Genomic DNA, 15,156 nt, shown 5'->3' on the forward strand with positions numbered 1-15,156 from the left:
TTGTGAATTTTACTTTAATTTGGACAGTATTTTTGTGTGTTTAGTGTTTCAGAATACGTGATTCATATCACTTTTTTAAATTTTGGTTAGGATAACTTATGGGAGGGTTTGAGCGTTGTGTGATACATGTTTTGATATTTTAGCCAATTTAATTTCAATGAGACTAGCTAGACGTCTAGGATGATATCGGGGAGCATCCACTTCTTATTATAACACCAGAGGCAATTGAGCAAATCTCTCGTATCTAGTTTGATCTTGATACTCCAAGGTATCTACAACCAAAAGGCATTTTACGACGAAATAAAACTTACTCGAACAAAGCTGAAATTAAATGAAAAGCTCTCTGTTGAGTGTATTGTCACTTATCATGAATCATACGAATGTATTTTAGATAAAAGTTCTGAGTTTCGTTACTATCTGCCACGCTGTTTATCTATTTGGCTTTGTAAAAAATCTATAAATGCCCTCACTTTCTCGGGCACATGGCGGGTATTGGGATAAAGTGCATAGATACCTTGTCTAGGAAAACAGTGGTCGGGCAGTAAATGAATTAAAGATCCAGTGGCAATATCTTCCTGTACCAACCAAGCGGGTAGTAAAGCTATACCTGTGCCATTACGTGCAAAAGCTAATAACGAAGCTGCGCTATCAGCCATAATTATGGGGGTGGCATCTGCCTTGAACACTACATTTTTTCCAGTCGGTGTTAGGACATCCCAAGTTAATGGTGTAGCGAGGCGACTATGAGCGAGCCAACGTGCGGTTTGTAGCTGTTTTAGATCAGTGATAGCACTATCATAATGCATCATCAAATATTCTTTTGAAGCGACAGGTAAAATGTCGAATCTATCGATTAACTTTGCTCGATGCGTGGAATCTACTAGTTGACCAAGACGTATTGCGACATCAAAACGTTCTGCTATCAAATCATCATTTTTTGAAGAAGACGAGTGCAAAATGTGCAGTTGCGGATGTAAGGCTGAAAATGCTGAGAGTATTGGAACGATGACTTTGGCTCCATATTCTGGCGTCGTGGTGATCCGTAGTCTACCTCTTAGACCTGTATGATCATTGCGAAAATCATCTAAGATACTTTCTGCATCTTGCAATAATTGCTGACAGCGTAAATAAAAATGCTCGCCTGCATCAGTGACAGCTACTTTTCGGGTACTGCGAGTGAGCACAGAAAAGCCCAATTCCTGCTCAAGCTGTTTTATATTAAAGCTCACTACTGCTTTGGTCAGCCCTAAAGTATCTGCTGCATTGGTAAAACTTTTGGTTTCCACAACCGCCACAAATATTTCTAAACGCTGCATATTCAGCATGACTCTTCCTAGTAACTTAATCTATTGTCAAAATAATTTTGACAGTGTAACTCCTTAATGTCGATTTATCTTTATTTTTCTAAATTTATACTACGTCTATTGTTTTATTTTTCATGAGAAGTTATGAGTTATCGAGGACGTGTCGCCAGCATCTATCTGCTAGTTTTTTTCATCGATTTGGTCAACATGTTTATCGCTAATATTGCTTATCCTGATATTGGTCAGCAACTAAATGTGTCAGTTAATCAGTTGGCATGGGTGAGTAATGGCTACATTCTTGGATTAACTGTGGTTATCCCTATAAGTGGTTGGCTGTCCAAAAGAATAGGTTCAAAGCGTTTATTTATCTTCTCATTGTTTATTTTTATCATCAGTACGTTGGGGGTAGCAGGCTCTAATCAAATTGAGCAGCTTATTATTTGGCGTTTGGTTCAAGGGATGGGAGGGGGGATGTTGATCCCTGTTGGTCAAGCAATGACTTATGCCCTCTATCGTAATCATGAACGGGCAAAGCTCTCTTCAATTGTTATGCTAGTCGCTTTATTGGCCCCAGCTCTTTCTCCTGTCATCGGTGGCGTGCTAGTAGACAATGTCAGTTGGCGTTGGGTCTTCTTGATCAGTTTGCCCTTTATGTTCGTTGCATTGGTTCTTACTATCTGCTGGCTAAAGAGTGATGTTGTTAATATCAGTACTGAACGACTAGATTTTAGTGGGCTGATATTGGGCTGTCTGGCGCTGATGCTAATTTTGATGAGCCTGACTTACATGGGGGAAACTGCTCATCTAAGCTTGGGAGGGATTTTACTGATATTTGGTATTTTGCTAATGGTCTGGTATGTCTGCTCTTCGTTACGTAAAACGCACCCCTTGCTCAATCTACGTTTAATTCGTGAGCCGATGCTGCATACTGCGATGCTAATCTATCAACTTGTTCCAGGTATTTTTACTGGCGTTAGTTTGATTACGATGCTGTATTTACAGGATATATTGCATATTCACGCTACCCTAGTAGGTGCGATGATGTTTCCTTGGGCTATAGCCGCGTTTGCAGCTATCTCTCTCACTGGCAAAAATTTTAATAAGATTGGCCCGCGTCCACTATTTATCATTGGTTGTGTTGTACAGGGATGTGGTATCGGACTATTACCTCTAATTGGCAGCGTCGACAATATCACTTTAATTGCTGTTTCTTATGCAATGATGGGGTTTGGCGGTAGCCTTTGTAGTAGTACTGCGCAAAGCTTAGCCTTTATTCATGTGCATGATAGTGAGTTAGCTGATGCTAGTGCCTTATGGAACATTAACCGTCAGCTTAGTTTTTGTTTTGGTGTAACGATAATCAGTTTATTACTAAACGTATTACTTAACATGTCAGATATGCAGCAGATTCAAGCTTATCAAATGTGCTTTGTAGTAGCGGCTATCAGCTCTGTCATTCCCATTTTACTCAGCCTACGCATAACGAATAAGAGTGTTTTACTTATGTTTAATCAGGAGAAATTATGAATCGCTACTTTCAAGAAGTATTAGATGCTCATGTATTGATCCGTCGTTGGCTTGGCGATGTGAGTATTCCCTACGAAGTTTGTGAGGATTTATTGGCACGTTTCAGTCCAGCATTTTCTATGGTAACGCCAAATGGTGATCAGCTTAATTATAAGTCGTTAACTGCATTTTTCCATACGCAATGTGGGGCGAAATCAGGGCTGGAAATTGAAATCGACAATATGCAGTTAATAGCGGAGAGTGCAACAGGAGCTACCGTAACTTATCAAGAGAAACAAAAACTACTAGGGGGAGCTCCAACACTGCGCTTTTCGACCGTGGTGTTCGAGTTAGGGAAGGATAGCCAAGTGATATGGCGTCATTTGCATGAGACAGCACTTCCTTTGTAGAAATTTAGACAATCCCTAGAGGTGGTTGTCTTAAATGATTTGAATGTTTTTTCAATAGTTTATGTCAGGTGTGAGACTTTAATACTCATTGGTAGTCCTATTCAAACTCTAGAAATCATGTGTCTTGCATCGAATTTATTTAAGTTTAAAAGTCAAAAGCCATCTAGTATTAGATGGCTTTTGACTTATTGAAATTTCAATTGTCGTTTTTCTTTAATTTTTTACCAGCTCAAAGCGCCGCCAGTCTGATAGTCAGTTACGCGCGTCTCGAAGAAATTCTTCTCTTTACGCAAGTCCATCATTTCTGACATCCACTGGAATGGATTGGTTACACCAGCAAACTGCTCTGGTAAACCAAGCTGAGATAGGCGACGGTTACAGATGAATTTTAAGTATTCTTCCATCATTGCTGCGTTCATACCCAATACACCGCGTGGCATCGTATCACGTGCATATTCGATCTCAAGCATAGTACCTTCAAGAATCATTTGAATGACTTCTTCTTGGAATTCAGCTGTCCACAACTGTGGGTTTTCGATCTTGATTTGGTTAATCATATCGATACCAAAGTTCAAGTGCATGGATTCATCACGCAAGATGTATTGGAATTGCTCAGCAACACCATTCATCTTATTACGACGACCCATCGATAAGATTTGGCTGAAACCACAGTAGAAGAAAATACCTTCAAGTACACAATAGAATGCGATCAAGTTACGTAATAAGATTTGATCGTTTTCAGGTGTACCTGTTTGGAAGGTTGGATCGCTCAATGACTGTGTATATTTCAAACCCCATGCTGCTTTACGTGCAACACTTGGGACTTCGCGGTACATATTGAAGACTTCGCCTTCATCCATACCCAAAGATTCAATACAGTATTGATAAGCATGGGTGTGAATCGCTTCTTCAAATGCTTGACGCAAGATGTATTGACGGCATTCAGGGTTGGTAATATGACGGTAAATCGCCAAGACCAAGTTGTTTGCAACCAATGAGTCCGCAGTCGAGAAGAAACCTAAAGAACGCATGATGATGGTACGCTCATCTTCGGTTAAGCCATTTTCAGACTTCCAGAGCGCGATATCATGGTTCATGTTGACTTCTTGTGGCATCCAGTGGTTGGCACATCCGTCTAAATACTTCTGCCAAGCCCATTCATATTTAAATGGAACAAGCTGGTTCAAGTCCGCACGGCAGTTGATCATCGCTTTGTCATCAACTTGCACGCGTTCTGCACCCATCTCAAGCTCTTCTAAACCTGGTGCAACATCGAGATGTTCTAAGGCTTTAGATGCTCGAGCCAACGAATCGGTGGGATTTGTTGATCGGATGGCACTGGCTCCAGTGGATTGTGAAGCTGCCACGCTCGGCGATGCAGGCTCTGCATCAGATACCATCTGCGTATCAACCGCTTTTTTCGGTTCGACGGGCGCAGACTTGTGTTCATGTGTAGTCGGTTTTTGCGAATCATCTTCAAAATCGTCCCAACTTAGGATAGACATTTGCGTTCTCTCTTTAATCTTAATTGATGCGTATTACAGTTGTTAGAGGCCTTCAACTTTGATAAAGATACAAAGTAAGACTTATAACAATGAAGACCACAATCCATATATATAATTTGGTTTGAGCTTTTTGTGCTAAAGCTAAATTGTCAGATGTTAAGGAGTTTCCCATTTCATCATAAATAGCGACAACTCTAGCGCCACTACTTAATCCTAATTCTTGCCAAGCACGAATCTCTACTAGTGTTAAGCCAGCCTCAGTTCGCTCCATGATCTGAATGAAAAGATAAGGAACGGTCAACGCATTAGAAATTGTTTGGTGTACTAAATTACTTACTAAACTCTCTGCAACAAAATAATCGCCTAATGACGAACGAGGATGAGAAAATTGAGCAGACATGGTAATTTGCTGAGATTTCTCAGGATATATTAAGACCATTCGATCAATATAAACCTGTACTAATCTCGCATTAGCATGTAATGCTAAATCTTGTTGAAGCGTCATCTCAACATCCTATTGATCATTTCGCTGCTTTTGTTGTTTGCGAATGGCTAAAAATGCATAAACCATGGGCACATAAAAGAAAATAAAAGCAAAGATTAGAACAGCAAGTCCTAACATATAGTTATGGCTCAAATTGAACATAATCTCTGCCTTCTAGTTAAGTCCCCCCTTTTGAAAAGGGGGATTTAGGAGAATTTTACTGACAAGCTTCACAGTCTGGGTTGTCGATTGAACACGCCATTGGCACTGGAGCCGCAGTGGTGAAACCATCTTCTTCAACTTTAGCTTCTGGCTTCTTCTCTTCTACAACTTGCGCTGCAACAACAGGAGCTTCAGCCGATGCTGGTTTCACTGCATTGAGTGCACCCGTATTAATCGTTGATTTCTCAGCAGAGGTTGCGCCCAAAGCTCGGAGATAATAAGTTGTCTTCAGACCACGTAACCATGCCATCTTATAAGTGATGTCAAGTTTCTTACCATTTGCACCAGCGATATAAAGGTTCAATGATTGTGCTTGATCGATCCATTTTTGACGACGAGAAGCAGCATCAACGATCCAACGTGTATCCACTTCAAATGCAGTCGCAAAGATTGCTTTCAATTCTTCAGGAATACGCGCAATTTTCTGTACAGAACCTTCAAAGTGTTTCAGGTCATTGACCATCACGGTATCCCACAGACCACGTTCTTTTAATGCACGAACGAGGTATGGGTTGATCACAGTGAATTCACCAGAAAGGTTTGATTTCACATATAAGTTTTGGAATGTTGGCTCAATGGATTGAGACACGCCACAAATATTTGAAATGGTTGCCGTTGGTGCAATCGCCATCACATTCGAGTTACGCATACCATCTTTTTGAACTTTGGCACGTAATGTATCCCAGTCCAAACGTTGAGTACGGTCAACTTCAAACATACGCTCTGGACGAGTTTTTGCAACAAGGTCTAAAGAGTCGATTGGAAGGATACCTTGATCCCACAATGAACCTTTAAATGTTGTATACACACCACGTTCAACAGCCAAATCACTCGAAGTTTGGATTGCATAGTAGCTAATCACTTCCATTGATTCATCAGCAAAATCAACTGCTGCATCAGAACCATAAGCGATGCCCATTTCATAAAGTGCATCTTGGAAGCCCATGATACCCATACCGACTGGGCGGTGCTTCAAGTTCGAGTTCTTCGCTTGTGGAACTGCATAGTAGTTAATGTCGATCACGTTATCGAGCATACGAACTGCAGTTTTAATGGTACGAGCAAGTTTCTCGCGATCGAGCACACCACCTTTAACGTGTTCTACGAGGTTAATCGAACCTAAGTTACATACCGCGATTTCATCTTGGCTAGTATTTAAGGTGATTTCTGTACACAAGTTTGATGAGTGCACTACGCCAACGTGTTGTTGTGGTGAGCGTAAGTTACATACGTCTTTGAATGTGATCCAAGGATGACCAGTTTCAAATAACATAGACAGCATTTTGCGCCATAAGTCTTTCGCACGGATTTTCTTATGAAGCATATTGCTTTCTTTAGCAATACCTTCGTAGTAAGCATAACGCTCAGCAAAGGCAGCGCCCGTTAAGTCATGCAAATCTGGTGTTTCAGAAGGGGTGAATAATGTCCAGTCACCATCTTCAAATACACGCTGCATAAATAAGTCTGGCACCCAGTTTGCAGTGTTCATGTCGTGAGTACGACGACGATCATCACCGGTGTTCTTACGTAGCTCTAGGAATTCTTCGATATCCAAGTGCCAAGTTTCTAGGTACGCACATACTGCACCTTTACGTTTACCACCTTGGTTGACAGCGACTGCGGTATCGTTAGCAACTTTCAGGAATGGAACAACACCCTGAGATTTACCATTCGTACCTTTGATATATGAGTTCAACGCACGAACAGGTGTCCAGTCATTACCTAAACCGCCAGCCCATTTTGATAGCATTGCGTTGTCACGCATTGCACCATAAATGTCGTACAAGTCATCACCAATAGTGGTCAAGTAACAGCTTGAAAGTTGTGGGCGTAATGTCCCTGAGTTAAATAGGGTAGGCGTAGATGCCATGTAGTCGAAGCTAGACAGTAAGTTATAGAACTCGATTGCACGGTCTTCTTTATTTTCTTCACTGACCGCCAGACCCATCGACACACGCATAAAGAATAATTGTGGTAATTCAAAACGCACGCCATTTGAATGGATAAAGTAACGGTCAAATAAAGTTTGTAGACCTAAATAAGTAAATTGGTTTGAGCGTTCTGGTTGAATCGCGGCTGCCAATTTTGCAAGGTCAAAATTAAGTAGATCAGGTGAGAGTAGATCGAGCTCAATCCCTTTCTTTAAGAAGGTTTCTAAAGCATCACCTTCCGAAGTATCGGTTGGTAAACCTAAGAAGATTAAGCCTGTGCTGACCAACTCATTACATAACAAACGTGCCGTCACATAGGTGTAGTTTGGTTCATGTTCGATGCGGGTACGTGTTGCCATCATCATGGTGGTGGCAATATCACTCTCTTTGACGCCGTTATATAAGTTCTTAACCGTTTCATCGACAATGGCTTGTACATCAATGCCTTCCAAATCTGCACTTGCAGTTTCGATCGTGGTCGTCAATGCATCTAAGTCCAACGGTTGCAGTTGACCTTTAGCATCAATGATTTGAAGTGTCGGGTGGTGGTTTGCCCCAGTTTGCTGGCGCGCAGTTGCACGTTGATCACGATAGATCACATAAGCGCGTGCAACTTTTTGCTCGCCTGTACGCATCAATGCCAATTCAACTTGATCTTGGATTTCTTCGATATGAATCGTACCACCTGACGGTAAACGGCGATTAAATGTATTCAGAACCATCTCAGTCAGTTGCGTGATACGGTCATGGATGCGACTAGAGTCAGCACCTTGTTGACCTTCAACAGCTAAAAAAGCTTTCCCAATCGCAACAGAGATTTTTTCAGCGTTAAAAGTCGCAATTTCACCAGTGCGCTTAATTACCTGAAGTTGGCCGGGTGTAGAAGTGATGATGCTCATGTCAGCATAGCTCCATTATCATCTATATTTTTATGTTCATAGACCGTTTGAATCGAGCAAAAAATATGCCACGATGTTTGAGGGATAAACACAAGACTTAGTGGTTAAAGTTTATTTTAAACACAAGATACGGTATTTTTAGCAGTAGATCAATATTGACATTTTACTAAAGTTTTTTTCATGTTTTAACTGCTGATTTCACAGACACATAGCATAGCAAAGCCCTTCAAAAAGCCGTATAGATAACTCTGTGGATAACTCAAAAAACAAACACTTAAATTCTTTTTGACCAACTAAGAAACAAATTGTTTAACATTGGAACAAATTTTATACTTATTTTTCATTTTGTTGGATGAATGCAGCAAAAACTAAAAAAGCTATTAAAATTCATAATTTTAATAAAATTATAACAAAATGAGGTAGGCGTGTATCAGTTTGGTGAACGGCTACTTGTTTACAATGTAAACGTGTGTATATTGCAAAACATGAACCAATGTATATGCCAATTTTTAGGGGCGAACAAATGAGCCAAGAAGAAAAGTTACCGAAAATTTTAATCGTAGAAGATGATGAGCGTTTAGCACGCTTAACACAAGAGTATTTGATCCGTAACGGTTTAGAAGTTGGGGTCGAAACTGACGGTAACCGTGCGATTCGTCGAATTATCAGCGAGCAACCAGATTTAGTTGTACTTGATGTGATGTTACCTGGTGCAGATGGTTTAACCGTTTGTCGCGAAGTGCGTCCGCATTATCATCAACCGATTTTGATGTTGACAGCGCGTACTGAAGATATGGACCAAGTACTTGGTTTGGAAATGGGTGCAGACGATTACGTTGCTAAGCCTGTTCAACCACGTGTGTTGTTGGCTCGTATCCGTGCTTTGTTACGTCGTACCGACAAAACAGTTGAAGATGAAGTTGCGCAACGTATCGAGTTTGATGATCTTGTGATTGATAACGGTGGTCGTTCAGTGACCTTAAATGGTGAACTGGTTGATTTCACCAGTGCTGAATATGACCTATTGTGGTTATTGGCATCAAACGCAGGGCGTATCTTATCTCGTGAAGATATCTTTGAGCGTCTACGTGGTATTGAGTACGATGGTCAAGACCGTTCAATCGATGTGCGTATTTCTCGTATTCGTCCAAAAATTGGCGATGACCCAGAAAACCCGAAACGAATTAAAACAGTACGCAGTAAAGGTTATTTATTCGTTAAAGAAACCAATGGGATGTAAAATTCAGCCCCTCCTTTTCTCGTAAAGGAGGGTTTCTCTTTTTTTACAAGGAGAAGTTGTTGAATAACTTGGAATCATTTCCCTTATGGTGAGTCGAGTACTGAAGAACAGCATATTCTTGCGAATTTATGCTGGATTGGTCGTATTGGTGGTTGTGGTAGCCGCATTTTGTTATTTGCTGGTACAAATCATTAACTATCAACGTGCGCAAGAATATCGTGAGTCTCTCACGGATGGTATTTCCTTCGTTATTAGTGAGGGGGTATCTCGTCAACCAGAAAAACAACAAAAACTAGATTGGATTTCGGATGCATCCGATTTGCTGGAATTACCCATCTATTATGTAGATGCGGCGCGGGTCGAGCTTTCTCGAACTGAAAAGAAACGTATCGCTGAGCAAAAGTCCGTGGTTCGTTATGATGCTAATAATGGTGTTGGTTATATCATTATTGGTTTAAAAGATGATCCTCAGCATTTCCTCTATATAAAAGTCGATAAACTTGGCGAACGTCAAATGAAGGCACTGCCTATTTTTGTTTTGGATTATTTGATTTTTTATCCAGGACAGGAACGGGAGTATTTAGAGAAAATTAAAGAGCACTTCTATTATCCTATTGAAATTTTAGATATTCGCGATATTAATCTGGATTCAGAACAGATTGGTCGTTTGCGTCAAGATCAAAGTGTGTTGCTATATAAAGATAGTGCCAGTATACGAGGAACAACCATTTCGATTGTTTCACCGATGCCGAATCACCCAGCACGCGTTTTGCTACTGGGTCCAGTGCCAATGTTTAATTGGATGCCTTTTCAGCTTTCAGCAGGTATTACCCTATTTAGCTTATTCTTATTGAGTTTAGGTGTGTATGGATTGATTTTGCCTTTAGAGCGCAAAATCCGTCAGGTACGCCATGCGTTGAATAAGATGAAGTCGGGTGATTTGTCCTTGCGTGTACCGATTGAAGGTACGGATGAAATGGCAAACTTGGCATCTAGTTATAATAATATGTCAGACCATATTCAGCGTCTGATCGAAGCGCAACGGGAATTAATGCGGGCAGTCTCGCATGAGCTTAGAACACCTGTGGCGCGCATTCGCTTTGGGATGGAAATGTTGGCTGAAGAAGATGATTATAATTATCGGATTCAACAAGTCGATATGATTGATAAGGATATTGAAGCACTGAATACCTTGATCGATGAAATCATGACTTATGCCAAACTTGAGCAGGGAACCCCATCTCTCGATTTTGAAGAAATCATATTGGTTGAAGTGCTTGATCAAGTTGCGATGGAAACTGAGGCGCTAAAAACACAAAAAGAGATTGAGTTGATTGCCCCTTCATTGGTATTGAGGGTGGATGCTGAACGTCGATATTTACATCGTGTGGTGCAAAACTTAGTGGGCAATGCAGTTCGCTATTGTGATCATAAGGTGCGTATTAGTGGCGGTGTTCGCGCTGACGGCAATGCTTATGTGTGTGTGGAAGATGATGGACCGGGTATCCCTGAGCAAGAGCGAGCGCGGATCTTTGAAGCCTTTGCACGTTTAGATGATAGTCGTACCCGTGCTTCAGGTGGTTATGGCTTGGGCTTATCTATTGTGAGTCGTATTGCGTATTGGTTTGGTGGCGAGGTTCATGTGGATCAGAGTCCAAACTTAGGCGGTGCGCGCTTTATGATGACGTGGCCTGCAAAACGTTATAAACAAACCTTAAAGAAATAATCAGCACTTAAATACCTAAAATAAAATGCCATAACTAAAAGCCAAAGCACTGTTTGCTTTGGCTTTATCGTGTATCTTTCAAAGATACAGCGTTGGTCTATTCCTGTAGAGAGGAATCAGGTTCGATTAAGGGGCGACCTGATCTTAAGCTTTGTAACGCATCTGCATTAAAATCAACCAATAAAGAATTGTTTTTAACGTCTATTTTATAACTTTGGATGAGTCGTTCATCTCCATTTATGGTTTCTACTCGATAAGCATCTGCAATATTAAGAATTCCTTCAAGATTTGTTGTGGTTGATGCAAAATCTTCTCTAAATAATTCGTAAATATCCCTTAAATCGAAAATTGCGTTATCTGCATCTGGGTGTTTTCGGACGTAATTCTCAATATGACGCATGAGTAATTGTGAAAAAAAGAAATAATCTGAGTGGTGTGCGAATTTTAGATCCATATTTTTCTCCTTATTATAGGGGCTGTGGATATTTCACAGATGCTTGCGACAGAGGATATTTTTTACTGATACAAGGCATAATTTGCGAAATTTAGTGATTCTAAATGATGAGAAACACTGTTTCGCAAGATAATGCTGTTGCAGTAAAAAATATTCCTGTCCCAAAGGGTTATGGCTAAAACCGCCCCAAACTTCGTTATGAAACTTGATAAGGGTATCGCCATTGTCTGCGTTTCATGCTTTGTTTGAGTTGTTTTAGCCTATAACGCAACACATGGATGAAATATCAACAGCCCCTTTTCTTTAGAATACCGATCTATTGCCGAAGCTGTGTAAAAAGATAATTAAAGTATTTAGCTGAATTGCAACATATTATGTCGAAATCACCACCTGATTTCGTCCTTGTCGTTTCGCTTGATAAAGTGCATCGTCCGCTTGTTTAAATAAGTATTCAATTGAATGTCGATTTTCAGCCGTGCAAACAAAAATCCCGATACTGATTTGGATCGAAAAAGTTTTGTGATGTTCCAATTCAATTGGAGTTTGACTCACGTGTAGACGGATTCTTTCAGCATCTTGGTAGGCTGTGTCGGCGTTGGTGTTGGTTAAGAAAATAGCGAATTCCTCACCACCTAAACGTCCGATCAAGTCATGAGGCTTTAAAAGCGATTGAATGGTTTTTACACAGCTCTGCAGGGCGCGATCTCCGATGAGATGACCGTAGTTGTCATTGACTTGTTTGAAGTGATCAATGTCGAGCATCAAGAAGGCTGTTGTTTGACCTGCATTTTTGGCTTGTTGTTGTAAAAGTTGTAGGGATTGTAGAAATTGACGTCTGGTTAAGCTAGATGTTAACTCATCATGAGCAATCGTGTGTTGTAGCTCTCGAATCAACTTAGATCGCACCACATTGATACTGGAAACCGTTAGCGGCGCGATGGTCATCATAATCAGCCCAAGACGAATAGAGATCGTATTATTTAGATATTGATCTGGATAGAGCACTAAATAATGTTGGGAGACGTGGTGAATAATAAATGCGCAGCTTATAGAGGTGATAATTGCCACTGAAAAATGGGGGTATCTCAGCGCACACCAAATCAATGGCGCAATAGGATAGAGTAATGAGCCAGGACCCGCATCATAGTAGGCAATCACAATTGAAATAATGACTGCAACCACAGGTAAGCTTTCTAGAATAATTTGAGATTTAAATGCATTGAGTTGTTGTTTAAATTTGGCTAAATGCGGTGTGCTAATGATGGCGGGTAAAAGTAAGAGTGCATTCTGAATTTCTGCTGTAAACCAATGTCCATAATCAAGCCAGAACGAGCCTAAAGCAAACTTAGTCTCAAAAAAGGGCAGTGTAATCGCTGCAAATAAAGCACTCGACAATCCGCCGATACAGCAAAAACTAAATAAAAATAAATAGAAATAGCCTTGATGCATTGAGCGAATAAAGGCGTTAAATTTTATATAAAGTGCGAGTGTGGTGAGCACATAAAGTAAATTGGCAAAGGTTAAGCAAATATTTAATAGAAGAGGTGTGTCTTGCCAACCGTCTGCGAGGAGGTAGCCAAGGATTGCGCCGATAAAACTGATTGGATGGCGTGTCTGTGGAAAGCGAATCAGTAAACCTAAAAGCACTGAATTGGCAGGCCAGAACGAAGCAAGAAAATTGAGTTGTCGCGTTGCAATACCGAGTAAGCAACACAAAAAAATCACACCCGTAAATATTAAAAATAATTGGAAAAGCGACAGGGGCTTTAATGCTACTCTTGATTGAGCCATTCTGACGCGTTTCCTTAGATATTTGGTCGCGCTATTATATAAATTTTGTTTAAATTTTCATCATAAATTTGTATTAATGCAATGATTTAGTGCATAGAGCGTTAATTGTGAGCATAGACCGTAGATTGCGATAGTTTTTGGTACATAAGTAAAGAAAAAAATGATTAACATGCTATGTTTGATTTGTTAATTCGATTTTTAAGGGTGAATTAACCATGATCTTGGATATATTTGTAATTTTAAGGACAAAATCATCCGAAAGACTAAAGCGCTTCAACTAGCATGCGAAATTAGAAATCAGGTACAATTGGCGGAATTAATTTTGTGTTTGGTGTATTTGAAGGCCAATACATACATTCTTTGTTAAAAATAGGCCTGCCAGGAGTTATCCCCGCATGAGTGCCATTACTCCATACGATTGGGCGATTATTGCCTTCGTGATCGGCGTTACATTTCTTTGCGTTTTTATGCTGACCGTTCCTTTACTCCTTGGGGGTAAAGCTTGGGGACGTGCCAAGCAAGAACAGTTTGAGTCAGGTGTAGTAAGTGCGGGCGGTGCTCGTATTCGCTTGTCAGCCAAATTCTATCTAGTTGCGATTTTCTTTGTCGTTTTTGATTTAGAAGCCCTCTATCTCTATGCATGGGCAACCTCTGTCCGTGAAGTCGGTTGGGTGGGTTTTGCAGCTGCCACAGTGTTTATTTTAGTGTTACTTATTGGTTTGATTTACGAACTTTCAACAGGTGGACTTAACTGGGCACCTTCAGATCGTCGTAAAGCGGCTGGTGTTAAAACTAAAATTGGTTCACCAAATATGAATATCGCTGACATTACTCGATTCAATAACATTGAAGAGTTAATCGTCGATCCTACTGGTCAAATTCCAGCGCAGTCTTCTGGTCGTGTTAAGTCTAAAACACCGACTACCTCATCATCTGAACAGGAGTAAGTCGGGATGAAATATACTTTAACCCGTGCGAATCCGGATGCCGATCAATATCCATTACAAGATCGTCAAATCGTAACTGATCCACTTGAGGAAGAAGTCAATAAAAGTGTGATGATGACTCGTCTAGAAGATGCTGTACATACAGCAGTCAACTGGGGTCGTAAAAACTCTTTGTGGCCATTTAACTTTGGTACTTCTTGCTGCTACGTCGAATATGCAACCACATTAACGGGTGTGCATGATTTATCTCGTTTCGGTGCAGAAGTAATTCGTGCTTCACCACGTCAGGCTGATTTGATGATTGTTGCAGGAACATGCTTTGTCAAAATGGCACCTGTAATTCAACGCTTGTATGAACAAATGCTTGAGCCTAAATGGGTCATTTCAATGGGTGCTTGTGCTAACTCTGGTGGCATGTACGACATCTATTCTGTGGTTCAAGGCGTAGACAAAATTATTCCTGTTGATGTGTACGTCCCAGGTTGTCCACCGCGCCCAGAAGCATTGATCCAAGCTTTAATGTTATTACAAGACCAAATTCAACTTGAGCGCCGCCCACTTTCAGCCGTAATTGGTGATGATCTTCAGCCTGTGTATAAGCCAAAGATGATGCCAGAACGCGACCGTAAAAATGCTGAACGTATTGCGGTGAAAAACTTGCGCTCTATGGATGAAATTAAATAATTTTTGAAGATGAGTTTTTGACATATCTGATGGATATGGTCATCTAAAAAATT

General features: G+C 40.6%; 13 protein-coding genes. 6 read left to right on the forward strand and 7 right to left on the reverse strand.

Going from position 1 to position 15,156, the window contains the following annotated elements; translation table 11 throughout:
- Positions 1–413: 413 nt before the first annotated feature.
- The gene (locus EAH57_RS10980) at positions 414–1,325 is read right to left on the reverse strand and encodes a LysR family transcriptional regulator (RefSeq protein WP_121930092.1); all 912 of its coding nucleotides are present in this window, start codon (positions 1,323–1,325) and stop codon (positions 414–416) included.
- 123 nt (positions 1,326–1,448) lie between these two features.
- On the opposite strand from EAH57_RS10980, the gene EAH57_RS10985 reads away from it, so the two are divergent.
- On the forward strand, positions 1,449–2,831 hold the full coding sequence (locus tag EAH57_RS10985) for an MFS transporter (protein ID WP_121930093.1): 1,383 nt from the start codon (positions 1,449–1,451) through the stop codon (positions 2,829–2,831).
- Positions 2,828–3,220, forward strand: coding sequence for a DUF4440 domain-containing protein (locus EAH57_RS10990; protein ID WP_121930094.1), 393 nt, complete (start codon positions 2,828–2,830; stop codon positions 3,218–3,220). Before EAH57_RS10985 ends, EAH57_RS10990 begins: the two co-directional genes overlap by 4 nt.
- A gap of 221 nt (positions 3,221–3,441) precedes the next feature.
- Here EAH57_RS10990 and EAH57_RS10995 read toward each other — a convergent pair whose 3' ends face one another.
- From EAH57_RS10995 to EAH57_RS11010, 4 genes are read right to left on the reverse strand one after another with little or no spacing between them, the layout of a single operon-like run.
- On the reverse strand, positions 3,442–4,725 hold the full coding sequence (locus EAH57_RS10995) for a ribonucleotide-diphosphate reductase subunit beta (protein WP_121930095.1): 1,284 nt from the start codon (positions 4,723–4,725) through the stop codon (positions 3,442–3,444).
- A gap of 52 nt (positions 4,726–4,777) precedes the next feature.
- Complete coding sequence (locus EAH57_RS11000; protein WP_121930096.1) at positions 4,778–5,230, reverse strand: hypothetical protein; 453 nt, start codon at positions 5,228–5,230, stop codon at positions 4,778–4,780.
- A 9-nt stretch (positions 5,231–5,239) separates the two neighbouring features.
- Positions 5,240–5,371, reverse strand: coding sequence for a preprotein translocase subunit YajC (locus EAH57_RS16150; protein ID WP_121930097.1), 132 nt, complete (start codon positions 5,369–5,371; stop codon positions 5,240–5,242).
- 55 nt (positions 5,372–5,426) lie between these two features.
- Complete coding sequence (locus tag EAH57_RS11010; protein WP_121930098.1) at positions 5,427–8,261, reverse strand: ribonucleoside-diphosphate reductase subunit alpha; 2,835 nt, start codon at positions 8,259–8,261, stop codon at positions 5,427–5,429.
- A gap of 523 nt (positions 8,262–8,784) precedes the next feature.
- Here EAH57_RS11010 and bfmR point away from each other — a divergent pair.
- Both bfmR and bfmS read left to right on the forward strand, forming a co-directional pair.
- Positions 8,785–9,501: a response regulator transcription factor BfmR gene (gene bfmR / locus EAH57_RS11015; protein WP_004669852.1), complete on the forward strand. Its 717-nt coding sequence runs from the start codon at positions 8,785–8,787 to the stop codon at positions 9,499–9,501.
- Positions 9,502–9,586: 85 nt separating this feature from the next.
- The gene (gene bfmS, locus EAH57_RS11020) at positions 9,587–11,227 is read left to right on the forward strand and encodes a sensor histidine kinase BfmS (RefSeq protein WP_121930099.1); all 1,641 of its coding nucleotides are present in this window, start codon (positions 9,587–9,589) and stop codon (positions 11,225–11,227) included.
- Between the two features lie 97 nt (positions 11,228–11,324).
- Here bfmS and EAH57_RS11025 read toward each other — a convergent pair whose 3' ends face one another.
- Both EAH57_RS11025 and EAH57_RS11030 read right to left on the reverse strand, forming a co-directional pair.
- Positions 11,325–11,681: a hypothetical protein gene (locus tag EAH57_RS11025; RefSeq protein WP_004669854.1), complete on the reverse strand. Its 357-nt coding sequence runs from the start codon at positions 11,679–11,681 to the stop codon at positions 11,325–11,327.
- A gap of 372 nt (positions 11,682–12,053) precedes the next feature.
- Positions 12,054–13,472, reverse strand: coding sequence for a GGDEF domain-containing protein (locus tag EAH57_RS11030; protein WP_121930100.1), 1,419 nt, complete (start codon positions 13,470–13,472; stop codon positions 12,054–12,056).
- Positions 13,473–13,867: 395 nt separating this feature from the next.
- On the opposite strand from EAH57_RS11030, the gene EAH57_RS11035 reads away from it, so the two are divergent.
- Entirely contained in the window at positions 13,868–14,419 is a 552-nt protein-coding gene (locus EAH57_RS11035; protein WP_121930101.1) for an NADH-quinone oxidoreductase subunit A, read from the forward strand.
- A 6-nt stretch (positions 14,420–14,425) separates the two neighbouring features.
- Positions 14,426–15,103: a NuoB/complex I 20 kDa subunit family protein gene (locus EAH57_RS11040; protein ID WP_004669857.1), complete on the forward strand. Its 678-nt coding sequence runs from the start codon at positions 14,426–14,428 to the stop codon at positions 15,101–15,103.
- Positions 15,104–15,156: the final 53 nt, after the last annotated feature.

The sequence above is a fragment of the Acinetobacter sp. 2JN-4 genome (assembly GCF_003687745.1).
GTDB classification, from domain to species: Bacteria; Pseudomonadota; Gammaproteobacteria; order Pseudomonadales; family Moraxellaceae; genus Acinetobacter; species Acinetobacter halotolerans.